Annotated in this window: 28 protein-coding genes; 11 read left to right on the plus strand and 17 right to left on the minus strand. The window is 60.1% G+C overall.

Annotation, left to right across the window (positions count from 1 at the left end):
* Positions 1-87: 87 nt before the first annotated feature.
* Positions 88-1,008: a LysR family transcriptional regulator gene (locus GM655_RS00350; RefSeq protein ID WP_155432673.1), complete on the minus strand. Its 921-nt coding sequence runs from the start codon at positions 1,006-1,008 to the stop codon at positions 88-90.
* A gap of 107 nt (positions 1,009-1,115) precedes the next feature.
* Here GM655_RS00350 and GM655_RS00355 point away from each other — a divergent pair, with 107 nt between their 5' ends.
* Both GM655_RS00355 and GM655_RS00360 read left to right on the plus strand, forming a co-directional pair.
* Positions 1,116-1,607 (plus strand): GNAT family N-acetyltransferase, encoded by a 492-nt coding sequence (locus tag GM655_RS00355; RefSeq protein ID WP_155432674.1) that lies wholly within the window; start codon positions 1,116-1,118, stop codon positions 1,605-1,607.
* A gap of 227 nt (positions 1,608-1,834) precedes the next feature.
* Positions 1,835-2,302, plus strand: a complete 468-nt coding sequence (locus GM655_RS00360; RefSeq protein ID WP_155432675.1) for a helix-turn-helix domain-containing protein — start codon at positions 1,835-1,837, stop codon at positions 2,300-2,302.
* An 88-nt stretch (positions 2,303-2,390) separates the two neighbouring features.
* Here GM655_RS00360 and GM655_RS00365 read toward each other — a convergent pair whose 3' ends face one another.
* From GM655_RS00365 to GM655_RS00375, 3 genes are all read right to left on the minus strand, one after another.
* Positions 2,391-3,254: an alpha/beta hydrolase gene (locus GM655_RS00365; protein WP_155432676.1), complete on the minus strand. Its 864-nt coding sequence runs from the start codon at positions 3,252-3,254 to the stop codon at positions 2,391-2,393.
* A gap of 159 nt (positions 3,255-3,413) precedes the next feature.
* The gene (locus tag GM655_RS00370; protein ID WP_229632320.1) at positions 3,414-4,766 is read right to left on the minus strand and encodes an MFS transporter; all 1,353 of its coding nucleotides are present in this window, start codon (positions 4,764-4,766) and stop codon (positions 3,414-3,416) included.
* Positions 4,767-4,868: 102 nt separating this feature from the next.
* On the minus strand, positions 4,869-6,197 hold the full coding sequence (locus tag GM655_RS00375) for a GH1 family beta-glucosidase (RefSeq protein WP_155432677.1): 1,329 nt from the start codon (positions 6,195-6,197) through the stop codon (positions 4,869-4,871).
* A 209-nt stretch (positions 6,198-6,406) separates the two neighbouring features.
* Here GM655_RS00375 and trmB point away from each other — a divergent pair, with 209 nt between their 5' ends.
* Complete coding sequence (gene trmB / locus GM655_RS00380; protein ID WP_155434037.1) at positions 6,407-7,087, plus strand: tRNA (guanosine(46)-N7)-methyltransferase TrmB; 681 nt, start codon at positions 6,407-6,409, stop codon at positions 7,085-7,087.
* 61 nt (positions 7,088-7,148) lie between these two features.
* Here trmB and GM655_RS00385 read toward each other — a convergent pair whose 3' ends face one another.
* From GM655_RS00385 to GM655_RS00425, 9 genes are all read right to left on the minus strand, one after another.
* Positions 7,149-7,658 (minus strand): hypothetical protein, encoded by a 510-nt coding sequence (locus tag GM655_RS00385; protein WP_155432678.1) that lies wholly within the window; start codon positions 7,656-7,658, stop codon positions 7,149-7,151.
* A 54-nt stretch (positions 7,659-7,712) separates the two neighbouring features.
* Positions 7,713-9,497, minus strand: a complete 1,785-nt coding sequence (locus GM655_RS00390; protein WP_155432679.1) for an amidohydrolase — start codon at positions 9,495-9,497, stop codon at positions 7,713-7,715.
* A gap of 85 nt (positions 9,498-9,582) precedes the next feature.
* The gene (gene recQ, locus GM655_RS00395) at positions 9,583-11,406 is read right to left on the minus strand and encodes a DNA helicase RecQ (RefSeq protein ID WP_155432680.1); all 1,824 of its coding nucleotides are present in this window, start codon (positions 11,404-11,406) and stop codon (positions 9,583-9,585) included.
* A 28-nt stretch (positions 11,407-11,434) separates the two neighbouring features.
* Complete coding sequence (locus GM655_RS00400) at positions 11,435-12,271, minus strand: undecaprenyl-diphosphate phosphatase (RefSeq protein WP_155432681.1); 837 nt, start codon at positions 12,269-12,271, stop codon at positions 11,435-11,437.
* 108 nt (positions 12,272-12,379) lie between these two features.
* Positions 12,380-13,282 (minus strand): LysR substrate-binding domain-containing protein, encoded by a 903-nt coding sequence (locus GM655_RS00405; RefSeq protein WP_155432682.1) that lies wholly within the window; start codon positions 13,280-13,282, stop codon positions 12,380-12,382.
* Positions 13,283-13,492: 210 nt separating this feature from the next.
* Positions 13,493-13,780 carry a YkgJ family cysteine cluster protein gene (locus GM655_RS00410; protein WP_155432683.1) on the minus strand — a complete coding sequence of 96 codons (288 nt, stop codon included), beginning with the start codon at positions 13,778-13,780 and terminating at the stop codon, positions 13,493-13,495.
* 56 nt (positions 13,781-13,836) lie between these two features.
* Entirely contained in the window at positions 13,837-14,601 is a 765-nt protein-coding gene (locus tag GM655_RS00415; protein ID WP_155432684.1) for an alpha/beta fold hydrolase, read from the minus strand.
* The gene (locus GM655_RS00420; RefSeq protein ID WP_155432685.1) at positions 14,601-15,614 is read right to left on the minus strand and encodes a M14 family zinc carboxypeptidase; all 1,014 of its coding nucleotides are present in this window, start codon (positions 15,612-15,614) and stop codon (positions 14,601-14,603) included. Before GM655_RS00420 ends, GM655_RS00415 begins: the two co-directional genes overlap by 1 nt.
* 63 nt (positions 15,615-15,677) lie before the next feature.
* Complete coding sequence (locus GM655_RS00425) at positions 15,678-15,854, minus strand: hypothetical protein (protein ID WP_155432686.1); 177 nt, start codon at positions 15,852-15,854, stop codon at positions 15,678-15,680.
* A gap of 346 nt (positions 15,855-16,200) precedes the next feature.
* Here GM655_RS00425 and GM655_RS00430 point away from each other — a divergent pair, with 346 nt between their 5' ends.
* From GM655_RS00430 to GM655_RS00445, 4 genes are all read left to right on the plus strand, one after another.
* Positions 16,201-16,845, plus strand: a complete 645-nt coding sequence (locus GM655_RS00430; protein ID WP_155432687.1) for a TetR/AcrR family transcriptional regulator — start codon at positions 16,201-16,203, stop codon at positions 16,843-16,845.
* 169 nt (positions 16,846-17,014) lie between these two features.
* Positions 17,015-17,668, plus strand: coding sequence for a protein-L-isoaspartate O-methyltransferase family protein (locus GM655_RS00435; RefSeq protein WP_155432688.1), 654 nt, complete (start codon positions 17,015-17,017; stop codon positions 17,666-17,668).
* Between the two features lie 17 nt (positions 17,669-17,685).
* Positions 17,686-18,009 carry a rhodanese-like domain-containing protein gene (locus tag GM655_RS00440; protein WP_155432689.1) on the plus strand — a complete coding sequence of 108 codons (324 nt, stop codon included), beginning with the start codon at positions 17,686-17,688 and terminating at the stop codon, positions 18,007-18,009.
* 68 nt (positions 18,010-18,077) lie between these two features.
* Complete coding sequence (locus GM655_RS00445) at positions 18,078-19,406, plus strand: TolC family outer membrane protein (RefSeq protein WP_155432690.1); 1,329 nt, start codon at positions 18,078-18,080, stop codon at positions 19,404-19,406.
* Between the two features lie 100 nt (positions 19,407-19,506).
* Here the strand turns inward: GM655_RS00445 and gloA are convergent, their stop codons facing one another.
* Together gloA and GM655_RS00455 are read right to left on the minus strand one after the other, a co-directional pair.
* On the minus strand, positions 19,507-19,914 hold the full coding sequence (gene gloA / locus GM655_RS00450) for a lactoylglutathione lyase (RefSeq protein WP_155432691.1): 408 nt from the start codon (positions 19,912-19,914) through the stop codon (positions 19,507-19,509).
* A gap of 65 nt (positions 19,915-19,979) precedes the next feature.
* The gene (locus GM655_RS00455; protein WP_155432692.1) at positions 19,980-20,237 is read right to left on the minus strand and encodes a hypothetical protein; all 258 of its coding nucleotides are present in this window, start codon (positions 20,235-20,237) and stop codon (positions 19,980-19,982) included.
* Positions 20,238-20,367: 130 nt separating this feature from the next.
* Between GM655_RS00455 and GM655_RS00460 the strand changes: the two genes are divergently transcribed.
* The 4 genes from GM655_RS00460 (at position 20,368) to hemH (ending at position 25,243) form a co-directional block, all read left to right on the plus strand.
* Positions 20,368-21,312, plus strand: coding sequence for a DUF3667 domain-containing protein (locus tag GM655_RS00460; protein WP_155432693.1), 945 nt, complete (start codon positions 20,368-20,370; stop codon positions 21,310-21,312).
* Between the two features lie 160 nt (positions 21,313-21,472).
* Positions 21,473-22,381: an NAD kinase gene (locus GM655_RS00465; RefSeq protein ID WP_155432694.1), complete on the plus strand. Its 909-nt coding sequence runs from the start codon at positions 21,473-21,475 to the stop codon at positions 22,379-22,381.
* A gap of 14 nt (positions 22,382-22,395) precedes the next feature.
* Positions 22,396-24,048: a DNA repair protein RecN gene (gene recN / locus GM655_RS00470; RefSeq protein WP_155432695.1), complete on the plus strand. Its 1,653-nt coding sequence runs from the start codon at positions 22,396-22,398 to the stop codon at positions 24,046-24,048.
* Positions 24,049-24,133: 85 nt separating this feature from the next.
* A complete protein-coding gene (hemH, locus tag GM655_RS00475; RefSeq protein ID WP_155432696.1) occupies positions 24,134-25,243 on the plus strand; it encodes a ferrochelatase in 1,110 nt (369 codons plus the stop codon).
* A 221-nt stretch (positions 25,244-25,464) separates the two neighbouring features.
* Here hemH and GM655_RS00480 read toward each other — a convergent pair whose 3' ends face one another.
* Together GM655_RS00480 and GM655_RS00485 are read right to left on the minus strand one after the other, a co-directional pair.
* Complete coding sequence (locus GM655_RS00480) at positions 25,465-26,301, minus strand: hypothetical protein (RefSeq protein WP_155432697.1); 837 nt, start codon at positions 26,299-26,301, stop codon at positions 25,465-25,467.
* Between the two features lie 2 nt (positions 26,302-26,303).
* On the minus strand, positions 26,304-26,882 hold the full coding sequence (locus GM655_RS00485; protein ID WP_196308674.1) for a hypothetical protein: 579 nt from the start codon (positions 26,880-26,882) through the stop codon (positions 26,304-26,306).
* Positions 26,883-26,943 lie beyond the last annotated feature (61 nt).

Genomic DNA, 26,943 nt, shown 5'->3' on the forward strand with positions numbered 1-26,943 from the left:
ACTCGACACCCCCGTGCTGCAAAGGCGGGGGTTTTTTTATGGCCGGATCAGGCCACAGACCTCAGTGAGATACAGACCTTCCGCGAGTCAGTGGTGGCCGAAAATACTGGCTATCCGCTCGCGCACCCATAGATGCCCGGGCAAACGAGCGTGCCTTGAATGGAACAATAGCTTAAGCGTGAATTCGGGCGTCTGGAACGGTACCGGATGTGCTATGAGTGGCACGGCCCCTTGTAATTGCCCTATGACGCGCGCTGGCAGCGTTGCCAGGAAATCGGATCCGGCAACGATATAGGGTGCCGCCATCATCGTCGGCAGCTCAATCGCGACGTCACGGCGCAAACCCAGACGTGCTAGTGACGCGTCAATCACACTTCCGTCATCGGACCAGGGGACGACAGCAACATGACGCTCGCTCAGGTATTGCTCAAGGGTGAGGGTATCTGTAATCCGGCTGTGCCGCGCGCTTCGTGCTACAGCGTACTTTTCGGGTTGGCTCGCGATGGTTGCAATGCCATCGTACGGTTTGCTGTATTCATCCGAGAATCCGAGCACAAATTGTGCGCGTCCTGCTGCCAGATCGTCCATCGCATCACGGTGGGTTGTTTGCACCACCTTAAACCGGATATGCGGCGCTTCGTTTTCAATTGCGGAAACGAGCTCCGGCAGGAGCGTAAAAGCGGTAAAGTCCGATGCGGCGAAAGTGAAGGTTTGCTGGCTTTCTGCCGGTAGAAAAGGGACAGAATGGGCGAGTCGATCAGACAGCAGATGCAGAGCGTCGCTGATGCTGGGCGCTAGTTGCTCAGCTTGTGCAGTTGGTTGCATGGCCGCACCATAGCGAACAAACAGCTCATCGGCGAGCGCACTCCGTAAGCGGGATAGGGCATGGCTGCACGCGGACGGACTCATAGCCAGTTCATCAGCCGCTGCCGCGACGCTACGGTGACGGTAAAGCGCATCAAAAACCGGTAGCAGATTGAGATCAATCCGGCGTAAAGCATCGTGCATGATGTGCATCCTGTTCTGAAAACAATGCAGTACGTGCATTCTACATTGTCTGTACTATGCAGTCTCATCTAATGCCGCAGCTCGCGGCCACCTGAGGGAACTGCCCAATGATTACACCTATTTTCCGCCAGGCTCAGCCCGGGGATACCTCGCGCTGCTATCACATCGAGTCCACGGCATACGAAGGTGACGAAGCCGCTACACGAGAAAAGATCGCTACCCGTATTGCTCAGTATCCAGAGGGATTTTTGGTCATGGAGCTGGACGGCGAAATTATCGGCTTCATCAACAGCGGCTGTGCTATCGAGGTCGTCATGTCTGATGAAGAGTTCAAAGAGCTGATAGGCCACGATGCAATGGCGCCGAATGTCGTGATTATGTCGGTCGTGCTGGACCCGGCCCATCAGGGCAAAGGCTACTCGTCGATGCTGATGCAAACTTTTGTCGAACAGATGCGGGGCATGGGAAAACAGACTATCCACCTGATGTGTAAGGACCGGCACGTAGATCTCTACGAGCACTTCGGCTACCAATACGTCAGGCCCTCATCGTCCGATCATGGCGGTATGGCATGGCATGAAATGGTGATGAAACTTTGATGATTAGCCGGCAGTCTGAAATTTTTAGGCATCCGGGGGCCCGGTAACTCGTAGTTCGAGTGGCGGCTACTGGCTAATTACAGCATGCAAAGTTATGCGCCCAAGTGCGCCGCTCTCTTCAAAAAATGCTGATTTGCTATGCTGTCGTGTCACTGTCGGGCCGTTTTCGTCACCGACAGCACGAATTTACGTCGAAACTCTAGTTTCTCGAGCAATGGAGCACACGAATGATACTGAAGCAATTACGGCTTAGCCATCGCCTGTCCCAGGAGCAACTGGCCCAGATGTCGGGCCTGAACGTACGCACCATCCAGCGGATAGAAAGTGGTCACAAGGCCAGCGTCGAGTCTCTAAAGTGTCTGGCTGCTGCGCTCGAAGTTGATATCTCAACCTTGGAACAGGAGAAATTCGTGATGGATAAACATTCTGAAAATTGGAAAAAACTGCCGCTTTGGCTCAAGTGCATGTTTTCCCTGAACTTCCTCGATATTCATATCGCGCGTGCTACCTCACGCCGGATCACTATCATTTCCCACATCAGCGGATTCCTGTTCTGTCTGCTTGGCCTGATTAACCAGGCCTCGCTGGTTGGCGGCCTCATTATGCTCGTGAATGCCTATCTGTTCACCTACTTGACCTGGCTGGGTGACCAGAACGGTATCTGGTATGACTCGCCGGGCACCGCCGTAACCTGACTGTGCAAGGCAGAATAGCCTGACCAAATCGCGTCAGGCTTTGGGAGAATATGGTTGAGTCCGCAATTGGGGGAACGCGGTACGGTACTCACTGCACGACAGGCTTCCACGCTGTTCCGGATAGCCAGTTAAAGACTTCCCGGCCTGCCGCGTTTTCTTTTCCCGCAAGCCAGTGGTTGGAGGCGGGATTGCCACAGCCCGAGACGCTATGGGCATCGGCTGCGCCCCTAAGCTCTACCATGGGGACCTGTGTCGAGACAGCGGCGGCGAAGGGGGCGAGCGGGCAGGAGTCTTTGCTGTGATGAACCAGCAGTACCGGGACTTTGAGCTGGGCCCAATCCAGCTGCGACAGGCCGGGGCCGGCCGCTGCGGCTGGAGCGCCCGGCTCGGAAGCGCGATACAAGCCAGAAACAAGGACAGCCGCGCTGAATTTGTCCCCCAGGTGCTGCAAAATCTGGCCAGCAGAGACAGTGCCTCGGCTATGTGCCATCAGCACGAGACGAGCACCCGGGTAGCGGCGCTGGAGCTCCTGTACCACCGCCTGCATATCCGCCAGATGTTGTGACGAAGTGCGGAATTCCTGCGTCATATTGTCCTGATCCGAAGGCCGGTCTATGACTGCGACCGCGACCTTTCGCTGCAATAGCGCTTGCCGCTTTTTTGAGAACAGATAGGGGTCTGTGGCTTTTGCCCGGCCGTTTTGTAGTCTCAGGCCGATGTCGCCATCGCCGCCCGGGATCAGCAGGACAACGGCTTCCGGCTTAGAACGGAGAGGCTTCCAGATCAGCATGGACAGGCTGACGCCCGGTCGCGAATTGAGTTTGACCAGCTCGTCTGCGCAGGCCGACGATCCGACCAAGAGCGTGGCCGCCATGAGCACCATAGCAATGAGCTGATGCGAACCGTGTCTGCCAACTGTTTCAATCAATACGGCTGCAGCCCTGACACGCATGCATGGTTCCTCAATTTAAAGACTGGCTCCAGGCCGAACTTGGCCGCGGCGGCGAATAGTAACATATTGGCAATCTTGGAAATCCACACAATCTCACTTGCATAGCGCGCGCCCCAAAAAAAAGGCAGCCAGCGGCTGCCTTGTCCGTCTTGAAGAGACTTAGCTCTTCTGGTGGAACGGCGCGTACCAGGTGATCAGGAAAGACGGGATGGTGGCGGCCATCACCAGCCAGAAGTAGTGCACATAGCCGAGCGCTTGCTGCAAATGGCCGCTGACCACGCCCGTGACCATCATGCACAAGCCCATCAGACCTGTGCCGAAAGCGTAGTGGGTGGTGGTGTATTTGCCCGGTGCCAGTTGTTGCATCAGGTAGATCATGAAGCCCACGGAGCCGAAGCCGAAGAAGAATTTTTCGATCGCCACACCGGCGCAGATCACCACCAGATTTTGCGGCTGCCAGATGCTCATCAGCAGGAAGGTGACGTTGGGGATGTTGACGGCGCAGCACAGCACGAACAGGGTGGCCTTCAAGCCGCGCTTGGCGACAAACAGGCCGCCCAGCAGCGAGCCCACCAGCACGGCGATCAGGCCATAAGTACCATAGATCAGGCCCAGCATTTCATTCGACAGCCCCAGCCCGCCTTGCGCCACCGGATCAACCATGAAGAAGGGGCCAATCTTTTCCAGCAGGCCTATGCTGAGACGGAACAGGAAGGCGAAACCTATCATCAGCCAGACATCGCGCTTCTGGAAGAAGGTGACGAAGGAATCCTTGAGCAGAAAGGCCGCCTGCGCGACCGAGGTGGGCGCGTTTTCTGCCTTGGCACCATCGGGCATCACGCGTGCATGCCACAGCGCAGCCACCACGATGATGGCAGCGACGAGGAAGAAGATGATGCGCCATGCATCTATCCATTCGGCGCCGAAGCTGCCGGCCGCATGGTGGAAGTATTGGGTGTGCAGCCAGCCGCTCAGGTAGACCATGCCGCCCGAAGCGACGATGGGGCCGATGTTCCAGCTCAGGCTCTGGATGCCGCAGAACAGTGACTGGGTGGGGGCGTCGAGCGAAGTCACATACACGCCGTCGGAAGCGATGTCCTGGGTAGCGCCGACCAGCGACAGCACGCCGAACAGGAACACCATGATGGCCATGTAGTCGGGCAGTGCCATGGCCAGCGCCACGCCGGCAAAACCAGCCGCGATGATGAGCTGGCTGCACAGCACGAAGAACTTCTTGGTACGGTACATTTCCACGAACGGCGCGAACAGGGGCTTGATGGTGTAGGCCAGTATCAGGTAGCTGGCGTACTGCGCGGCCTGACCGTTATCCATGCCGAGGTTCTTGAACATGATGGAGGTGACGCTGGTGAGCATCATGTAGGTCAGGGCCATGGTGAAGTAGCCGCTCGGCACCCACAGCATGGGCGTGCCGCGCGTGAACATGGCGCGCAGCAGGGAAGGGGGCTGCTGCGCCTCGGCGGCGTGCGGCAGGGTGGATGGAGCAGTGGGCATGGTGTCGTCCTCAGGAAACTGGTCAGATATATAGCACAGACTCTGCGGCCTGTTGAATGGAAAACGCCGGCTCGCAAGCCGGCGTGGTGCTAATGGGCTGAATCAGGCATTGCTGGAGCGCTGCTGTTTCAGATACTCGCGGTACCAGTGGGCGCTGTGCTTGAGCGTACGCTGCTGGGTGGCGTAATCGACATGGACGATGCCGAAGCGCTTGGCGTAGCCGGAGTTCCATTCGAAGTTATCGAGCAGGCTCCAGAGGAAATAGCCCTGCACGTTCACGCCTTGCTGCATGGCGTCCTTGAGTGCCTTGAGGTGGCGCTCGACGAAATCGATGCGGGCCGTATCGGCCACTTCGCCGTTGACGATGCGATCCGGGCTGGCCATGCCGTTTTCGGTGATGTAGATGGGCGGCAGATCGTATTCGGCCTTCAGCTTGAGCAGCAGCTCGGTCAGGCCGTCCGGATAGATTTCCCAGCCCATGTCGGTCTTGCCCAGTTTGCACTCGGGCTGGCGCGGCGGCGTTTCGGCGCTGCAGTAGGCGCGGAAGTAGTAGTTCACGCCGAGGAAGTCGATCTTCTGCTGGATATCCTTGAAGTCCTCCGGATGCACGTCCGGTGCATTGGCGCCATGGCCCTGCAAGGCCAGCGCCGGATAGCGGCCTTTGAAGATGGGGTCCATAAACCATTGCACGGAACGCGCATATTCGAATTCGGCCATGGCTTTGTCGGCCGCGCTATCGGTGGCAGGATCGGCCGTCCATTGATTGAGCACGATGCCTAGCTGGGCGCTGCTGCCGACGGCACGCATGGCCTGGATGGCCAGCCCGTGCGACAGCAGCAGGTGGTGCGACACCTGGATCGACTGCTTGAGGTCGGCCACGCCCGGTGCGAACTGGGCATTGCCGTAACCCAGATTGGCCGTGCACCACGGTTCATTATGGGTTGAAATCGTTTTCACGCGATCGCCAAAACGACGCGCTACTTCGGCGGCATAATCGGCGAACCGATACGCCGTTGCGCGATTGAGCCAGCCGCCTTCATCCTGCAGGCCTTGCGGCAGATCCCAGTGGTAGAGCGTGATGTGGGCACTGATGCCGTGCTGCTCCAGCTGCTTCAGCAGCTTGTCGTAGAAGGCGAAACCGGCTTCGTTCCAGTCCCCTTTGCCGGCCGGCTGCACGCGCGACCAGGCCATCGAGAAGCGGTAGGCGTCCACGCCCAGCCCCGCCATGATGGCCACGTCTTCAGGGTAGCGGTGGTAGTGGTCGCAGGCGATATCGCCATTGCTGCCGTCGATGATGGTGCCGCTGCGGTGGCTGAAGGTATCCCAGATGGACGGGCCTTTGCCGTCGGCGCTGGCCCCGCCTTCGATCTGGAAGGCACTGGTGGCAACGCCCCAGAGGAAAGTGGGCGGAAATTTGGTGAACTCGGTCATTTTTGTGCCGTTTTGTGGGTGAACAAGGGTGCGTACGGTCTATTCCAACGTTTTGAAAACGTTTTCATGTCTCCTGATGCGATTAAACCCGAACTCAATCGGGGTGTCAATCATTTGCTGAAAACAGCCTGATATAATGCGGCCTCATTGAATTTCTGTCTGTTTATCCCATGTCTTCCGAAACTCCAAAAGACGGCCCAGCGCGGCCTATGCTGTACGACCCGACCGAACACCGCATCCGCAGCTTCGTGACCCGTGCCGGTCGTCTGTCGACGGCGCAGGCGCGTGCGCTGGAAGAACTGGGACCGCAGTTCCTGATCGAATACAGCAAGGCGCCGCTCGACTATGCGCAGGCTTTCGGCCGCAAGGCGCCGGTAGTGTTGGAGATCGGCTTCGGCATGGGCGGCACCACCGCGCACATCGCTGCGGCCATGCCGGAGAAAGACTTCATCGGCGTGGAAGTGCATACGCCGGGCGTGGGCAGCCTGCTCAAGCTGATCGGCGAGCAGGGCCTGACGAATCTGAAAGCGATTCAGCACGATGCGGTAGAAGTGCTGAACCAGATGATTCCCGATGGCTCGCTGCATGGCGTGCACATCTTCTTCCCCGACCCGTGGCACAAGGCGCGCCATAACAAGCGCCGCCTGATACAGGGTCCATTCGTGGAACTGCTGGTGAAGAAGCTGGAAGTGGGCGGCTACCTGCACTGCGCTACCGACTGGGAAGACTACGCGGTACAGATGCTGGAAGTGCTGGGCGCGGAACAGGGCCTGCAGAATACCGCCGACGGCTATGCGCCGCAACCGGCCTACCGTCCGCTGACCAAGTTCGAAAACCGCGGCCTCAAGCTGGGCCACGGCGTGTGGGATCTGGTATTCACCAAGAAGTAAGTCGGACCGGCCGCAGCGCCGGACGGGCTGGTGACCGGACGGTGCGTCCGGCTGGCCGCAGCTAGCGCTCCAGCGGCTCCATATCCAGCACCACCACATAGGCCAGGCGGCCATTCTGCCACTTGCCGCCACCACGCACCTGCGCATCGCAGGTGGTGCTCTGGCCTTCGGCCTCTTTGCGTTTCAGATGTTCGCGGAAAGTCACGGCCGCCTTGGGCGACAGATAGCCCACCATGCGGCCGGCCACAAATACCGCTACCGCCGCACTTTCATACGGGTTCACATCATCGGGTACCAGCGTGGCCAGATAGGGCACGGCCGCTGCCTGATCGCCATGCTCGCCCGCCAGCTCTTTCAGGGTGGGCTGGTAGCGCGATTCCGTCATCACTTCCACCAGATAGCGGCCATCATCGGACCAGTGCAGCGCAGCCGGTCCGGCCGGCAGCTTGGGCTCATACGGCGTGGTCGGCATGGGCGGCAGCACCATGGGCTGGGCCGGATTGGTCTTGATGATCGTGCGTATGGCGAAAGCGGCAGCAGCGACGACCAGCAGGGTGAGAGCGATTTCCATGACTATGCCATTCAACTAAAGGCCGACATCTTAACCCATACGCAGCAGTGCGTATCAGTGCATGCCGTCGGCCTGATACACGATTTTGCCGCCTACCATGGTCTGCAGCACGCGGATGTTGGCGATATCTTCTGCTTCGATGCGGAAGAAGTTCCGGTCCAGTACGATCATGTCGGCCAGCTTGCCCACTTCCAGCGAGCCGGTCAGCGCTTCCTGCCGCAAGGTGTAGGCGGCATTGATGGTGGCAGCGCGCAGCACGGCGGCGCGCGGCATGCCCGGCTGCGGCCCCAGTGTGCCGGCGTATTCCTTGCCCGCGTCCGGTGCCGCCGTGCGGGTGACGCCCACTTTCAGCGCAAACCAGATATCGAGCGGATCCACCGGCCAGTCGCTGCCATAGGCGATGCGTGCGCCGGCATCGAGCAGCAGCGATTGCGGTTCGACGATGGCATAGCGCTGCGGGCCCATATAGTCCTTCAGCGCGCCCACCGTGTCGGGCGCCGGTTTGCCCCATTGCAGTGACAGCACAGGCGTGACATCGAGCTGGGCGAAGCGGGCGTAGTCGGCCGGCGCGACGATTTCATCATGCGCCAGTGCCGGACGTACCAGCGCACCGGCCGGCGTGGCGCGCAGCGCGGCGATGGCATCGAGCGTGGCACGCACGGCACGGTCGCCATCGACGTGAACGTGCGGATCGATGCGGGCCGCAGCCAGCTCGTTCAGCGTGGCCGTCAGTGCTTCTGGCGAGAAGTAGTTGGCCGGACCATTGTGCGGGCCCGGTTGCCAGTTAGGCTGCTGGGCCGTGCCCTGATTGACCAGATACGGTTCCAGCATGGCGCCCGTGAAAGCCGGTGCCGAGATCACGCCGTCCATGAACAGCTTGGCGTGGCGCACCTGCATGGACGGTGCCACGCGGGTAGGCCCCTGATCGAACTGTTTCTGCTGCTTGAGCAGCTCGGCCACCGCGCTTTTCGGCGTGGCGCCTTTGTCCAGATCGATCAGCACGGCGAAGTGGCCACGCGCCGTCAGCTTGCCCTGTTTCTGCAGCGTGCTGAAGGCGGTCATGGTTTCCGGATCAGTGTAGGCATCGAGGAAGGTGGTGATGCCCTGCTTGCGCATGGCCGCCAGCGCGGCCTTGGAAGCCGCCAGATTCTCGGCCACGGTCAGCGCTGGCAGCAGATTCATGGCCGCATCCTGTGCGGCGTCTTCCAGCAGGCCGGTGGCCTTGCCTTGTGCGTCGCGCACGATTTTGCCACCGGCCGGATCCGGCGTATCGGCCTTGATGCCGGCCAGTGCTATGCCTCTGGAGTTGAGTTGTGAGGAATGGCCGAACGAGGAGCGCACGATGATGGGGCGCTCGGTCTTCAGCGCGTCTAGCGTGGCGGCGCTGGTTTCCACGCCTTCGGGCAGCATGCCTTGCTGGAACCAGTTGACCACGACCAGCCAGCGCTTGCTGTCGGATTTCTTGTCCTTGTCCAGACAGGCCTGTATGCGCGCCTGAAACTGCGGCACGGTCAGATTTTCGTAATCGAGGCTGCAGTTGAGCAGACGGCTGCCACCCGATTGCGGGTGCATATGGCCATCGATCAGGCCCGGCATCAGCATGCGGCCCTGCAGATCGATCACGCGGGTCTGCTTGCCGGCCAGCGCCTGGGCACCGGCATCGTCGCCTACATATACGATACGGCCGGCGCGTACGGCCAGCGCCTGCTGTACGCTATCTTTGGCGTCTACCGTGTAGACGTAGCCGTTGCGGTAGATGGTGTCGGCCGGCGCGGGCGCGGCCTGTGCGTAAGTGGAAAAGCAAAGTGCGAGTGCTGCGCTAAGACTGAATTTGATCATCAGACCGGCTCCATTAGGGCATGGCGACGATGGTCGCCTGATGCTGCATGATACCTTGGAAGCGCGGTCTGATCCGATTATTCCGTTATTCCATCTCGCGGATGATGGCGACGATTTCATCGCCGTAGGAAGCCAGCTTTTTCTCGCCCACACCGGAGATGCCGCGCATTTCAGCCAGCGTGGTAGGGCGGGCTTTGGCAATCTCGCGCAGAGTGGCGTCGTTGAAGATGATGTAGGCCGCCACGTCGTGCGCGCGCGCCGTCTCCACGCGCCACCAGCGCAGCTTGTCGAAGATGGCCTGCTCGCGCGGCGACAGGTCGCTCTCCACATAGCCTTTGCTGCTGCGGCTGGAGCTCTTCTGCTTGACGGGTTTCTGATACTGGCGCAGTTGCACTTTCTGTCCGCCCTTGAGTACGGGGCGGGCCGCATCGGTGAGCTTGAGCGAGCTGTATTGTTCGTGGTCGACCGTGACCAGACCGAGTGCTATCACCTGCCGCAATATGGCGCGCCATTCCTGCTCGCTGCGGTCGGCGCCTATGCCGTACACGGACAGCGAGTCGTGGTGCCAGGTCTTGATGCGTTCAGTCTCCATCCCGCGCAGCACTTCGATCACATGGCCGGCGGCAAAGCGCTGGTCGACGCGGTAGATGGCCGACAGCAGCTTCTGCACCGGCACCGTGCCGTCGAACGAGACGGGCGGAATCAAACAGGTATCGCAATTGCCGCAAGGGCCGGCCTTTTCGCCGAAATAGTCGAGCAGGCGCACGCGCCGGCAGCTCAGGGTTTCGCACAGGCCCAGCATGGCATCGAGCTTGGTGCCCAGCACGCGCTTGAAGGTCTCGTCAGCTTCCGATTCGTCGATCATGCGCCGCTGCAGCACCACGTCCTGCAGGCCGTAGGCCATCCATGCGCTGGCTGGTGCGCCGTCGCGGCCGGCCCGTCCGGTTTCCTGATAATAGCCTTCGATACTCTTGGGCAGATCGAGGTGGCAGACAAAGCGCACATCGGGCTTGTCTATGCCCATGCCGAAGGCGATGGTGGCGCACATCACGATGTTTTCTTCGCGCAGGAAGCGGGCCTGATTGGCGGCCCGTTTGGCGTGTTCCATGCCGGCGTGATAGGCCATGGCGCGCACGCCGTTCTCGTTGAGGAATTCGGCCGTCTCTTCTACCTTTTTGCGCGACAGGCAGTAGACGATGCCGCAATCGCCGCCATGCTCGCTGGTGATGAAATCGAGTAGCTGCTTGCGGCCATTGGTTTTCTCGACGATCTGGTAGCGGATGTTCGGCCGGTCGAAGGACGAGACGAACTGCATGGCATCGTCCAGCTGCAGGCGGTGGACGATTTCGGCGCGGGTCTGCGGATCGGCCGTTGCCGTCAGGGCGATGCGCGGCACATCGGGGAACTGCTCGTGCAGCACCGACAGGCGGATGTACTCGGGCCGGAAGTCATGGCCCCATTGCGAGACGCAGTGCGCTTCGTCGATGGCGAACAGGGCGATCTTGGAATCCTGGAACAGGTTCAGGCAGCGCTCCGTCATCAGCCGCTCCGGCGCCACATAGACCAGATCGAGCTGGCCCGTGCGTACCAGCCGTTCTATGCGGCTGGCTTCTTCGTAGGTCTGGGTGGAATTCAGGAAGGCGGCGCGCACGCCCACCTCGGCCAGCGCGTCCACCTGATCCTGCATCAGCGCGATCAGCGGTGAGATCACCACGCCCACGCCATCGCGCACCAGTGCAGGGATCTGGTAGCACAGCGACTTGCCGCCGCCGGTAGGCATCAGTACCAGCGCATCGCCGCCGGCCGAGACATGGCCGACGATGTCCTCCTGCTGGCCGCGGAAGGCCGGATAGCCGAACACGGTTTGCAGCAGGTGCAGAGCTTGTTGCTGGTATTGCGCTTGATTCATTGAGACAGAAAGGTTTTGCTGCTTGGGTTTAGTCCGCCCACACCACCATGCCGGTATAGCCGGTGACCAGTACCAGCAGGCCGAAAGCGATGCGGTACCACGCGAAAGCGGTGAAGGTATGGGTGCTGATGTAGCGCAGCAGCCAGCGCACGCACAGGAAGGCCGAGATGAAGGCGGCTACGGTGCCGATCGAGAACAGCGGCAGGTCGGCGGCCGACAATAGCGCACGTTCCTTGTACAGCGAATACACGGTTGCGCCCAGCAGCGTAGGGATGGCGAGGAAGAAGGAGAATTCGGTCGCCACTTTGCGCGACAGGCCGAACAGCATGCTGCCCATGATGGTAGCGCCGGAACGGCTGGTGCCCGGAATCAGGGCGAAGGCCTGAGCGATGCCGATCTTGATGGCGTCCATCGGCGTCATGTCATCGACCGAATGGATGCGCACCATGGCCGGATTATCGCGTTCGCGTTTTTCTACCCACAGAATGACCAGACCACCGATGATGAAGGCCAGCGCGACCGGCACGGGCGCGAACAGCGACGCCTTGATGGCTTTGCTGAACAGCACACCGAGTACGGCGGCCGGCAGGAAGGCGATCAGCACATTGATGGCGAAGCGCTGCTGCTTGCGGTCACCGAGGCCCGTCAGTACGGCGGCGATGCGGGCACGGTATTCCCAGCAAACGGCGAAAATGGCGCCGGCCTGGATCACGATCTCGAACACTTTCATTTTTTCTTCCATGCCCTGGAAACCCAGCAAATGCTCGGTCAGGATCAAATGACCCGTGGAAGAAATCGGCAGAAATTCCGTAAAACCTTCAACCAGACCCATGATCAGGGCTTTGAGTGCGAGAACGATATCCATGAGGTAGAAATAGTGAGTAAGTGTAGAACGGCAGGCTAGCAATGCCGGGGTCGAAGCTTACCATGCCCAAACCCCTGCGACCCGAATCTGGCGCAAGCGTAATGTAAATTAATTATCGGGGCAGATGGTCTGCATGTCCGCCACTTCGGCGTGCAGCCAGTCGCAGAAATGGCGGATTTTGCTCATGCCTTTCTTGTCGGGGGCAACGATGATGTAGTAGCCGCGCTGGTAGGGCGTATTGTCGCAAGTGATCATTTTCAGCGCGCCGTTGCGCAGGTCCTCGCACGCGATGGCATAGGACACCAGCGCCACGCCCTGCCCGGCCAGTGCGGATTGCACCATCACGGCGAAGTTGGTAAAGCTGCGCGCAAAATTGTAGCGTCCGTGCAGCACATGGTTCTGGCGCAGCAGGGCGATCCAGGTGTCGGTAGTGAATTCGTGCAGCAGCGGATAGTGCTCGAGATCTGCCAGTGTGATCTCGCTGGCGCCCGGGTGCAGCAGGCTGGGGCTGTAGACGGCCACCAGCCGGTCGCGGAACAGCAGCGCGTGCTCGCCCGGCGATTCGACGTAGGTACGCAGCGCGATATCGGTACTGCCATCCTCCATATTGGCGATGCGGTCGCTGGAATCGATGCGGATATCGATTTCCGGATAGCGCTGGGTAAACCGGGCGATGCGCGGTACCAGCCATTTGATGGCGAGCGAGTGGGTGGTCGACAGGCGCAGGATTTTTTCCTCGTCGCCGCCCTGCAGCGAGGCCACCTTGCTATGCAGTTCGCTCAAGGTACGGCGCACGGTGGCGGCCAGCTCCTGCCCTTTTTCCGTCAGGGTGATCTGGCGCGGATGGCGCACGAACAGCTCGAAGCCCAGTGCTTCCTCGAGCTGGCGGATCTGCAGGCTGACGGCGGCAGGAGTTTTGTGCAGCTCCTGCGCAGCCAGTTTGAAACTGCCCCAGCGCGCGGCACAATCAAAATCCAGCAGGCCGGACAGGGAGCGCAGTGGTTTGCTCATGGATAAGTTTTTCTTGTGTATGCGGAGAAAATAACTCGTTTGATCGTGCTGAATCGCACGAGCAGAATATATCCCATCAGTTCGCGTATTTCCATACACAAGTTTTTCTTGAGGGGAACATCATGACTTTAGCTACTACTTGTACCCATTCCGCCATCTGCAAAGCACGGCCGGACTACCGCTGGGCCGGCCGTTTCCGTGCCGAGTTGTTCAGGCTGTTTGCCCTGCTGGCTTGCCGCTAGCCTGCGGCCGGGTGGCATGTTCGAGCGTGGTAATCCAGAGCATGGCCTGCTCGCGCGTGTCGCCGCACATATCGGCGGCCGGCTGCAGGCCGGCGCAGAAGGCTGGCCGCTCCGGCTGGCCGAAGATGCGGCAGCGGTAGTCGGCGTCTAGCTGGATGCAGGGCACGCCGGCCGGCTTGCCATCCGGCATACCGGGGATGGGGCTGGTGATGGACGGCGCGATGCAGCACGCGCCGCAACGGTCGCGGCAGTTCATGGCTGGCAGGCGGCAACAGGCCGCGTTGGCTGATGGCTTTTCATAGGGGCGGTATTTTACGCCGCTTTGCTAGCGGCCACCCAGTCGGCGATCTGCTGCGCCAGCCAGGCGCCGGCATCGAGCGGCAGGTCATGGCCCGCTGTCGGGTGCAGCCGTGCAGATGTTTGCCATGCACGCGCCAGTTCCAGCGTGCAGCGATGATCCACTAGCTGGTCGCCCGCGCTGGCGATCAGCAGCACGGGCAACGCTGGCCGCCGGGCCGGAGCGCGAAAGCGGGCTGCGGCCCATAACTGGCGCAAGGCATTGCGGCGTGCGACGGGGTATTCCTGCTGATAGCCCAGCCACTGTTGTACTAGCGCGGCACGCCCGGGCGCGTCGCCGCTGCGGCTGGTCAGGCGCAGGATTAGCTGTTCCTGTGCCTGCCGTCCGCCTGATAGCAACTGGCGGACGATGGCGCCGTAGTTCTGCCAGCGCAGGCGCTGGTAGAACGGGCTGTAGGGCCGCATGCTGGTATTGACCAGCACACAGCGGCGCAATTCCTGCGGATACAGGTCGGCCCACGTGAGTGCCACCATGCCGCCCAGCGACAGGGCCAGCAGCGAGTAGGGCGGCGCCACCCCGGCCTGTTGTAATTGCAGGCGACAGGCTTCCACCATCTGGCGCACGCTGGCCGGACTGGTTTCGCGGTAGCGGCTGCCGTTGCCGGGCAGGTCGGGAGTGTACAAACGGGCGTCCGGCAGCGCTGCGGCCAGCAGGGCGGGAAAGCTGCCCCAGTGGCGCTGCTCGCGCACCAGCCCGCGCAGCAGTATCCAGCGCTCCATCAGGCGTACCACTGGGTCAGCGCGCGCTTGTGCTGCACCTTGCGCGCCATGCCGGACGGTAGCCAGGACTGGTGGCTGATGGTGGCGCGCATGAGGAAATCGAACCACGTCAGGTGGCGCCGCAGCACACGCTGCTGGCGGTGCCGTGCAGTAGGGTTGAACATGGCGATGCGGTCAAATAGCTGGCGCGGATTCTTCTTCACCCACAGCCACGATCCCATTTCCAGTGTCAGCGGCAGGAACACGCGCTCGCCGCTGTCCGTGCCGTTCAGGTATAGATAGTCCCACAGATCACCATGGGTGCGGTACTGCCGGCTTTGCGGCTCGAACACATAGTTGTGGTTGGGGTAGCTGGCGCTGAACAGTTGTTCCAGCGCGGCGATATCGGCCAGATGGGGTATCGGTGTGCTGGTGTGGGCGTGCGGGAACCAGATGCGGTCGCGCAGGCCGAAACCCGAATGGCAATCGAGCGCCAGGCTGAACTGGCGCGACAGCAGTTCGCGCGTGACGAAATCGCATACGGCGCGGCTTTCCGCTTCCATCGGCGCGTCGGCCGCACCGCGATACCACGGCAGGTGGCGGCTATAGCGCTGCCCGCCCAGCAGGAAGGGCACGCGGTCGCTGGCGCTGACGGGGGCATTGCGCATCAGGTCCACGCCTTGCGGATTGCAGCGCGTGGCTTGCCACATGCCGCCCGGATTCACCAGCGGCATGAAGACCAGTCGTAAGCAGGAAAGCTGCTGATGCAGCGTGTGGTCCCAGCGCAGGCGCGCCAGCAGGCTTTCGAGAAACGCCAGCACGATCTGCGTGCCTATGCGTTCCAGCCCGTGGATGCCGCCAAAGAAGCCGAGTGCCGGCACTTGCGGATCGGGATTACCGAGCGCCACCGTGTAGACGGGAAAATCGCGTCCATCCATGGCGATGCTGCAGGGCGTGCTTACCTGCAGGTGCGCCGCGCCTTCGTCGATCAGGCGCTTGAGGGTGATCAGCTCGGGCAGATTCTTGCGGGGCATGGCGGCCTACACGATGAATAGTGTCGCTAGTGTAGCCCAGTTGCCCTGCGCTGATGCGGCGATTTACCGCGTGTGCATGCGCCGGATGGCCTCCTGACGTGCGCGGTCGCGTGCGGCCAGTACCGTGGCGGCATAGGACGCTTTGCGGGCGCGCTCCAGCGCATCGTGCAGGGTTTCCTTGCTGCGCAGGGCGCGCAGTTGGGCTAACTGTTCGCGCGACATCTCGGGCTGTATGGACATGTTGACCTCGCTAGACGGGGTGAGGCGGCCAGAAATGGCTGCCGATGCTTCGCATTATACAGATTTGATCAAATATCGCAAATAAATCGAATTTATTTCAAATATATTCAATTTGCCTTATTTACACGCCCGTTTGTTCAATGCGTGCTGGTAGAGGGGCCGCCAGCACGCATGCCGTGGTAGCCCAGTACCGGCACACACAGCATTGTCGCCAGACTGGACGGGGGGGGCGGGAGCCGATTCCGGCCACGCTGCAACTTGACGCTGGCAAAGCTTGCGATTATATTAATGACTAACAAGTAAGTTAATCGGCAGCCTAAAAAAGTTAGTTAAATCAAGAGCCTCCATGCTAGCGTCTCAAGAAACCAAGCCTCGCTGGGAGCGGCGCAAAGATGCGCGGCCGCAGGAATTGCTGGCCGCTGCGCTGAACCAGTTCGTCGAACGCGGCTATGCCGGCACGCGGCTGGAAGATGTGGCGAAAAGCGCCGGCGTGTCCAAGGGCACGCTGTACCTGTATTTCGCCAACAAGGAAGAACTGTTCAAAGCCGTGGTGCGGGAAAACATCGTCCACCCGATCGGTGAAGCCGAGCTCGAAGCGGCCCAGCACGACGGCCCCAGCGGCGCGCTGCTGCGCGCCATCCTGTTTAAATGGTGGCACCAGATCTGTGCGACGCCGCTGGCTGGCATTACCAAACTGATGCTGTCGGAGGGCAATCACTTCCCCGAACTGGCGCAGTTTTACAACGAAGAAGTGGTAGCACGCGGTAACCGGCTGATCGCCAGCGTGCTGGTGCGCGGCATCGAACGCGGCGAATTCCATCCGGTCGACCCGCTGGTGATGACGCCTGTGCTGGTGGCGCCCGTGCTGATGCTGATGATGTGGACCCACGCCTACATGCCCGATTGCGGCATGCCGCCCATCGATCCGGATGCCTTCATGGCGACCTTTACCGAGGTCAGCCTGCGTGGTCTGGAAGTGCGGCCGGCATGAGGCGGGGCGGCCCGGCGTGCATCAAACTTGCCATTTTGGTAGGTTCAACCCCCTTAAACTGCAGACTGTCGCAATTTCCCGCGTAAACCCCGTCATGTCGTTAATATGTGCCTCGATGCCAGTTCAACGATAAAATGACGGTTTGTTTAATCCAGACCCGAGTCAAAAGATGAATATCGAACAAGCCCGCTTCAATATGATCGAACAGCAAATCCGTCCATGGGACGTCCTCGCCGCGGACGTGCTGGACCTGCTGCAGGTGGTGAAACGTGAGAATTTCGTGCCGGAAGCCCATAAAGCGCTGGCTTTTGCTGATGTGGAATTGCCGCTGCCGGGTGGTGCTTACATGCTGGCGCCCAAGATCGAAGCGCGTCTGCTGCAGGATCTGAACCTGAAAAAGCATGAAAGCGTGCTGGAAATCGGCGCCGGTTCGGGCTATATGGCGGCGCTGCTGGCGCACAAAGCCCGCCATGTGACGTCGGTAGAAGTATCGCCAGAGCTGAAAGCGCTGGCAGAAAAGAATCTGGCCGACAACGGCGTGACCAATGTAACGGTAGAACTGGGCAATGCGGCCCAGGGCTGGAGCAGCGGCGCCCCGTTTGACGTGATCGTGGTGTCGGGCTCGCTGCCGGAACTGCCACCGGCCCTGTTGCAACAACTGAGTATTGGTGGCCGTCTGGTCGTCATCATCGGCGCATCGCCAGCGATGAAGGCACAGCTGATCACCCGCACCGGTGAAGCTGGTTACGACACCCGCACCCTGTTCGAAACCGACGTAAAACCACTGGCCTCGGCCGTGGTGCCGTCGAAGTTCACGTTCTGAGCGGAGCGGAGTCGTCAATGCAGCATCTGAGTGCTCTGGAACTGGCGGACTGGCTGGCTGATAGCGGCCGGCCCGACCCGGTCCTGCTGGACGTGCGTGAGCCGTGGGAATTCGAGACCTGTCATATTGCCGGGGCTCAGCTCATTCCCATGCACACCATCCCGGCCCGTATCGATGATCTCGATGAAGATGCAGCCATCGTCTGCATCTGCCATCACGGTGCGCGCAGCCTGCAGGTGGCCGCCTATCTCGAGCATCATGGATTTGGCAAGCTGTACAACCTGACTGGCGGTGTCCATGCGTGGGCACTGCAGGTCGATAGCACGATGGCTAAATACTGAGGTGCTGGCGCGGCGTCAGCCCTGGTGTGGAAGGCCGTCTTTTTTTGATGACTCCCGTGGAGAAAGCAATGCAGAAACCCCTTATCGCCGTGCTGATCACCAGCGCCCTGTTGACGCTGAACATTACGACCGAGGCACAGGCGGCTGACCTGATCCAGATCTACCAGCAGGCGCTGGCCAACGACGCCACTTATGCAGGCGCCCGTTCGTCGCTGAGCGCCGGTCAGGAACGCATCATTCAGGGGCGCGCCGGTCTGCTGCCCAGCATCTCGGCCAGCGGCAGCAATCTGCGCAATAGCGGCGATATCACCGCACCGAATATTCTGGGCATCCGCACCAAGAACGATACCGACTACCACAGCAATGCCTATACGGTGTCGCTGACCCAGCCGCTGTTCAACTGGGCTAACTGGGAAAGTTACCAGCAGAGCAAGCTGGCCACGGCAACCGCCGAAGCGGCTTTCGCTCAGGCCCAGCAGGATCTGATTACCCGCGTGGCACAGGCCTATTTCGATGTGCTAACGGCGCAGGACAATCTGACTTCGACCCGCGCGCAGAAAGTGGCGACCACGGAGCAGCTGGCATCGGCCAAGCGCAACTTCGAAGTGGGTACCCAGACCATTACCGATACCCACGAAGCGCAGGCCGCCTACGATCTGGTGGTGGCAGCCGAATATGCGGCCATCAACGATCTCGATAACAAGCGTGCTGCGCTGCAGGTCATCATCGGCCAGATGCCGGGCGATCTGGCACCGCTGCGTACCGGCGTGACGATTACGCCGCCGTCGCCAGCGGCCATGGAGCCATGGGTCAGCTCGGCTGAAACCCAGAACTACGGCGTGGTCGCGGCCAATCTGAACGTGGAAATCGCCAAGCGCGAAATCTCGCGCAACCGCGCCAGCCATATGCCGACGCTGAATCTGGTGGCCAGCTCCTCGCACCAGAACCAGACGGCCGGCCAGACCATCAACAACAACGCCATCGGCGTGAGCTGGAGCGTGCCTATCTTCAGCGGCTTTGCCGTCACCAGCAAAGTGCGTGAAACCATTGCACTGGAAGACAAGGCGCGCAACGATCTGGAAGCCACCAAGCGTGCTGCCGCACAGGGCGCCCGTGCTGCCTATCTGGGCATGAACAGCGGTCTGGCGCAGGTGAAAGCGTTGGAAGCGGCTGAAGTGTCGAGCAAGTCTTCGCTGGAATCGAACAAGCTCGGTTATCAGGTCGGCGTGCGTATCAATATCGACGTGCTGAATGCGCAGAAGCTGCTGTACTCGACCCAGAAAGATCTGTCCAAAGCCCGTTACGACACCATCGTCAACGGTCTGCGCCTGAAGTCGGCAGCGGGTTCGCTCAAGGAAGAGGATCTGGCTGCGGTCAACGCCATGCTGGTGCACTGACAGGCCGCTTGGGCCATGCACTGAGCTGAGCTGAGCTGGCCTGAGCCGGCCAGCCATGAAAAGCCGCCCCGTGGGGCGGCTTTTTGTTTGCTGCTAGCGCTTACAGGCCGGCGCCGGCGCCGTCGAAGCTGCGTTCGATCAGCTCGATCTTGTAGCCGTCCGGATCGGTCACGAAGGCGATCACGGTGCTGCCGCCTTTGACCGGGCCCGGTTCGCGCGTGACCGTGCCGCCATTGGCTTTGACAGCCTCGCAGGCGCGGTAGATGTCGTCGGCGGAAATGGCGATGTGGCCGTAGGCCGTGCCCAGCTCGTAGCTGCTGACGCCATAGTTATAGGTCAGTTCCAGTTCGGCGTGGTCGGGGTTCGAGCCGTAGCCGAGGAAGGCCAGCGTGTACTGGTATTCGGGATTGTCGCTGGTGCGCAGCAGTTTCATGCCGAGTACATTGGTATAGAAGGCGATCGAACGCTGCAGGTCGCCGACGCGCAGCATGGTGTGCAGAATACGCATAATGGTCTTTCGTGTAGGAGCGGGAAAGACAGAATTCTATGCGTTTTGGCGCCAGCCTGCCGAGCTTAGTCGCGTTTGGTGCCGGGCTGGGGCCGGGCCTGTCCCGAAGGGGGCTTGCCGCCCGTGGCGCGGGTGGTTTCTGCGCCGGGCTGGTTGTGCCGGTCGGTATCGACCAGTCCCTCTTCCACATCACTGGCAGCCTGCCGTATCACGCTGCGGTTCGGTGTGAGTTCGCTTTCGGGCGATTCGTCGCGTTCATGCGGCAAGCGCTGCACCCCGTCGTTGCGCCGCTTGGCGCGGGTATTGATCTTGGTGTCGTGCATGATGGCCTCCGTACCGATAGGGAGGAATCATGGTAGGCGGCAAATCGCCACACTGTCGCTAGATTGAATCGTGACAAGCCGGAGCGAGTACGGTTATCATTTAGACCATCTTAAGATACGGACTGCCTGCATGAATACTGCCGTTACGCCGGTTGCGGATGCCCACGCGGCGCCAGCCCATTGCCCCAATTGCGACACCGTGCTGACGGGGCAGTTCTGCTCCCATTGCGGACAGGAAGCCATACTCCACCATGCCAGTGTGGGCGAGTTCCTGCACGAGTTCGTGGGCCATTATGTGGCGCTCGAGGGCAAGCTGTGGGGCACCGTGATGCGGCTGCTGTTCCGCCCCGGCGTGCTCACGCTTGAATACATGCGTGGCCGCCGCGTGCGCTTTGTCCAGCCGCTGCGGCTGTACCTGACGCTGAGCCTGCTGTTCTTCGCACTGCTGAAATTCTCCGGTACGTTTTCGCCCGGCATGACGGAGGGGAACGACGCGCCGCAGGAGCATGCTGCCGCCGCGACCAAAACCGCGGAAAAGGCGCAGGATAAGATACCGCAGAAGGCTCAGGAGACGGCCGCCGACGAGACCCGTATCGACATCGACGGCAATGAAAAGCTGAAGAGCTATCTGGATGGCTGGCCTGCCGCCCGCCATCAGCTCGATGCTTTCGACAAGCTACCATCGGCCGAGAAAATCAAGGTGTTCCAGAACGGCTTCTACCACTATGCGCCGTATGCCATCTTCGCTCTGATGCCGGTGTTCGCGCTGCTGCTGAAAGTGCTGTATCTGGGCTCGGGCCGGCGCTTTGGCGACCATCTGCTGTTCGCGCTGCACACCAACGCCTTTGCCTACTTCATCTTTATCCTGATGCTGCTGGTGCCCTGGGGCTTTGTGCAATTTGTGCTATGGTGCTGGCTGCTCGGCTATCTGCCATGGGCCATGCGGCGCGTCTACAACAGCGGCCGTGGTACGACTTTCCTGCGCTGGCTGCTGCTGATGTCGTTCTACTCCATCCTGATCGGCCTAGCCGTGGCCGGCTCCATGCTGGCCGGGATCATGACCATCGGCCACTAAAACGCCACGGCCGCCGCCACTCCTTGCAGTCTGGCGGCGGCCACACTATACTGCGCGCAATACTGTTTAAACATACAGTCCAAGGGCGGATCATGGCACAAGCAGGCGATATGGGTTACTCTGCTGCGTGTCGCCGATCCACCCCTTAGCCGAGACTTCTATGACTGCCACGCCAGCCGCTTTTCCTACCATCGCTCTGGTCGTGCGCCAGAATACGGACGGTATTGCCGCTCCCGTACGCAGCGTGGTGGAATTCCTGCAGAACGCTGGCCATGCGGTGGTGTTCGAAGCGCAGACGGCCGAGCATCTGGCATTGAGCCTGCCGCAGGTGCGGGTGATGACGGCAGCCGAAATCGGTGCCCACTGCGATGCCGCCATCGTTATGGGCGGCGACGGCACCATGCTGGGCATCGCACGCCAACTGGCGCCGTTCGATGTGCCGCTGATCGGTATCAATCAGGGCCGGCTCGGCTTCATGACCGATATTCCGCTCGATGGCATGCTCGATGTGCTGGCGCAGATACTGGGTGGCCGTTACAAGGCCGACCGCCGTACGCTGCTGGAAGGACGCGTCGTGCGCGAGGGTGCCACCATCCATCTGGGGCTGGCCGTGAACGACGTGGTGGTGGCACGCGGCGCCGGCGCCGGCATGGCCGAACTGCGCGTCGATGTGGACGGCCACTTCATGTACAACCAGCGCTCTGATGGGCTGATCATTTCTACTGCTACCGGTTCCACTGCTTACGCGCTGTCGGCTGGCGGCCCGTTGCTGCATCCTAGTCTGGGCGGCATCGTGATGGTGCCGATTGCGCCGCACGCGCTGTCCAACCGGCCTATCGTGCTGTCCGAAACCAGCGAGATCGTGGTCGAAATCGTGCGTGGCCGCGACATCAGCGTGAACTTCGATATGCAGACCTTTGCCAGTCTGGCCTGGCAGGACCAGATCGTGATCCGGCGTTCGCCGCACACCATCACCTTCCTGCATCCGGAAGACTGGAGCTACTACAACACGCTGCGCGAGAAGCTGCACTGGAACGAGCATCCTTCGCACGACGGCAAACTCAATTAATCTCACTCATCGCTATGCTGCGTACCCTGTCCATCCGTGATTTCGTTATTGTCGACACCATCGAACTGGAGTTTTCTGCCGGTTTTACTGTATTCACGGGTGAAACGGGCGCCGGCAAATCCATTCTGATCGATGCGCTGACGCTGGCGCTGGGCGGCCGTGGCGATGCTTCGGTGGTGCGCGAAGGCGCAGCCAAGGCCGATATCACGGCCGATTTCGCTGCCAACGCAGCGGCCGACGCATGGCTGGCCGCCAACGAGTTTGCGGTGGAAGAGGGCGGTGCGCTGCTGCGCCGCGTGATCGACAACGCCGGTCGCAGCAAAGCCTATATCAATGGCATTGCCGCTACCGCCACGCAGTTGCGCGACCTTGGCGATCTGCTGGTGGATATCCACGGCCAGCACGCCCACCAGTCGCTGCTGAAAACTGATGCCCAGCGCGGCCTGCTCGATGGTCAGGCCGGTGCCGATGCGCAGGTGCGCGCCGTCAGCGCAGCTTACAAGGCATGGCGTGCGCTGGCCAAGCAGGTGGAAGAATTCGAGACCAATGCGGCCAATGTGCTGTATGAGCGCGAGCGGCTGGAATGGCAGGTCAACGAACTGGAAAAGCTGGCCGTGAAAACGGGCGAGTGGAGCGAAGTCAGTAACGAGCATAGCCGGCTGTCGCATGCGGCCAGTCTGCTGGAAGGCGCGCAGGAAGCGCTGGCACTACTGTCGGAAGCGGACGAGCAGCCGATTATCTCCCAGCTCTCCAGCCTGAATCAGAAGCTGGGCAAGCTGGCCGGTGTGGATAGCGGCCTGCAGGCCATCGTCGATCTGATCGAACCGGCGCGCATCCAGTTGCAGGAAGCCGTGTATGCGCTCAACGATTATCTGGACCGGGTCGATCTCGATCCGCAGCGTCTGCAGTCGGTGGAAGCGCGCATGGAAGCGATCCACTCGGCGGCGCGCAAATTCCGCGTCAGCGAAGACCAGCTGCCGCAAGAGTACGAGCAGCTATCGACACGACTCGCGCAGATGGCCGATGCCAGCGATATCGACGGCTTGCGCCAGCAGGAGCAGCAGCTCAAGGCGCAGTATATGACGCAGGCGCAGCAACTGTCGGCCACGCGCAGCACGGCCGCACGCCAGTTGTCCGACGCGGTGACGCAGGCCATGCAGGATCTGAGCATGACGGGCGGGCGCTTCGAGATTGCCCTGCACAGTGGTGAACCGAGCGCGCACGGGCTGGAGCAGGTGGAGTTTCTGGTAGCGGGCCACGCTGGCGTGGCACCCCGTTCGCTGGCCAAAGTGGCATCGGGCGGCGAACTGGCGCGCATTGCGCTGGCGATTTCCGTCATCACTTCCAACGCGACTACCGTGCCTACGCTGATTTTCGACGAAGTCGATAGCGGCATCGGTGGCGGCGTGGCCGAAGTGGTGGGGCGCTTGCTGCGCCGTCTGGGCCAGCAGCGTCAGGTGCTGTGCGTGACCCACTTGCCGCAGGTGGCCAGTCAGGCGGGCCAGCACTTCCAGGTGGCCAAAGGCACGCTGGAAAACGGCAAGACGGCTTCGCGCATCGAAGTGCTCGATGCCAAAGCACGGGTGGAAGAAGTGGCCCGTATGCTGGGCGGGCTGGAAATTACCGCCACCACGCGCAAACATGCACGCGAACTGCTAGCATCCTGAAGCGATACGCGTGCCGCCCGCAGACAGGCGCTGCGCTTCTTCACTATAATCCAATTTTGTCCTAGACATTTCGAGCACAAGGCCCATGAGTTTTCAGACCGAACCTTCTTACCAGCACGGTAGTGCTAGTCGCAGTGCCATCGTTTTAGTCAATCTGGGCACCCCCGATGCGCCTACGCGATCGGCCGTCCGGCGCTATCTGAAGGAATTCCTGTCTGACCCGCGTGTGGTGGAAATTCCGCGCGCCGTCTGGTGGTTCATCCTCAACCTGATCATCCTGCCGTTCCGTTCCGGCCAATCGGCAGCCAAGTACCAGACCATCTGGACGCCGGAAGGTTCGCCGCTGAAGATCTACACGGCAGCGCAAGCTAAGCTGCTGGAAGCGGCACTGCTGCAGCGTGGCCACAGCGACCTGAAGGTGGTGATGGCAATGCGCTACGGTTCGCCTGCGCTGCCGGAAGTGCTCAAGCAGTTGAAGGCCGAAGGCATCAATCGTATCGCCGTGCTGCCCGCTTATCCGCAGTATTCGGGCACCACCACCGGCTCGATCTACGATGCCGCGTTCCAGCACTACGGCACGGTGCGCAACATCCCCGAGCTGCGCTTCGTGCGCAACTATCACGATAACGAGGCGTATATCCACGCGCTGCGCGACAGCGTGCTGGCGCACTGGGATCAGCATGGCCAGCCTGATAAACTGGTACTGAGCTTCCACGGCGTGCCCAAGCGCACTCTGATGCTGGGTGATCCGTACCACTGCGAATGCCTGAAAACGGCGCGTCTGCTGGCCGCTTCGTTGCAACTGACGCCCGATCAATACATGGTCACCTTCCAGTCGCGCTTCGGCAAGGCCGAGTGGCTGCAGCCTTACACGGCACCCACCGTAGCGCAACTGGCGCGCGATGGCGTCAAGCGTCTCGATGTGCTGTGCCCCGGCTTTACCAGCGACTGTCTGGAAACGCTGGAAGAGATTTCGCTGGAAGTACGCCACGAGTTCGAACAGGCCGGTGGCCAGCAGTTCCACTACATTCCTTGCCTGAACGATAGTCCTGCATGGATCGCCGCCATGGCCGACATCATCGAGCCGCACCTGATCGGCTGGCCTACCCGTCTGGCCGCGTCGGAACGGGAAGCCCAGCAAAAAGATGCGCAGGTCGCCCGTGCCGCCGCGCTGGAGCGGGGCGCCACCGATTAATCGTTATGCATCTTGATCAGACATAACACGCGCGTTACAGGATATGAATAGGTTGTAGGTAAGGCGTGATTGAGTTAAGCGTTGTTCTCGCCAAACTGATGCAGTCGACTGTCGCTAGCTGGGCGGGATAGGCTGGAAAGGTATTGCCAAGGTGGAGCGTTATCAGGAGAAATGCTCAATTACGCTAAGTCTAGCGGCATATTGTTTGTGATAATGACGTACTAAATAGTCGGGTGCTCAGAGTGAGTCAGAGGATCGCTAACCCCTACTAGGCGTATCGCATCATAACCTGATGACAGATGTGTGGTGATGTCGCTGGGATTCTTCGGAGGTACTTCTCTCCAATAGCCGCCAGGCTCTGGTGTATATCCCGCTACCGAACCGCCAAATCCGCCGCCACCACCACCACCACCACCACCAGATTCGGCTGGTTCAGTGGGCGTAACATAGGCAGGCTTTTTCCAGTTATTGGGATCACTGCAATACGTAATATATTTGTTGTCATGCGCGAAAATGTCCTTAGCAAAGTCAATGCCCATTTTTTCGTACAGGGAAGAGCGCGTATCAATGCCTACAAGCGCTGACAGCATTGCGTTATATAAATCTGGTACTGAATCAGTACCGGGTACGTGCAAATTTCCACCTTGTGCGTGATTCTCCATTGCGACGGTAAAGGAAAAAAAGGTAGCTTCTGCTTCCCGATTTAGGCACCAATCGATTTTCGCTGACATGGGAGCGTTGTCGCCGGGATTTGATTCATAGTCACGTTGTTGATAGGCCACATGTCCCAACTCATGAATGGCTAAGTCCCTAGCAGCCCATACTGGAGGAATGTCCATTTTTTTAGCGTAGTTGTCGATCGATTGAGTACCGATGTAGATGGTGCCATTCTTCTCCAAACCATTTACGTGGCCAGCGCTTTTATAAAAGGACCTGTTGTCGGGTGCCATTACAATATGACCATTGTTTGCGAAAAAATTACTGACATATGAATCTGCTTTCGGAGTGTGAAAATTTTTTAGCGTAAATTCGATAGGAAAAGTGACGTTAGTTGTCATGATTACTCCTTAGTAAGTTGGGCATTTAATGCGATCATCTCCAAGCATTTAGTTGTGACCGTTTCTACCCTGACTTCGGGGTTCCAATCTTTTGATTTATAGGTCTTGTATTCTGGGCTTGGAGCGATTGACTCCGGTGTTCCCGGTGCCTGATAAAACGTCGGTGGCAATTCAGACGTGAAACTTGTTTTTCCCAGAAGTCTGGTAACAGTCTCAGCGGAAAGACATGGGTTCGGAGAGAACCTCCATAAAATGGATCCGCCGCGCGATGCGCCCTTTGCTGAATAGCTAACGGTGACCGTTTGCAGACCGGATGCATCGATGCCACCTTCTGCCGGTGAGTAGGTGCATTGTCTTAACGAACCATAATCTGCGCACTCTGAAAGTTTTAATTTCCGTAAGGTGTGTCGCTGAATGTGCTCAAGCGTGATTTCACGTGGGTGGGCTGCATAAAAGAGAGCCATCTTCAGGGCCTCTTCCGGCATAGCCCCGGCGGTGTGCCGCCCTTCGCCGTACACAGACGCGTGGATTGATAAGAGCGCCATCATTAGCCAGCCAGAACAGGACAGAAATACTCTCATTAGAAACTTTCGAAGGTTGTTAGAGTTGATAGAAATATAGACATCTTCAATCTCCAGAAGT

The sequence above is a fragment of the Pseudoduganella danionis genome (assembly GCF_009720775.1).
GTDB classification, from domain to species: domain Bacteria; phylum Pseudomonadota; class Gammaproteobacteria; order Burkholderiales; family Burkholderiaceae_D; genus Rugamonas; species Rugamonas danionis.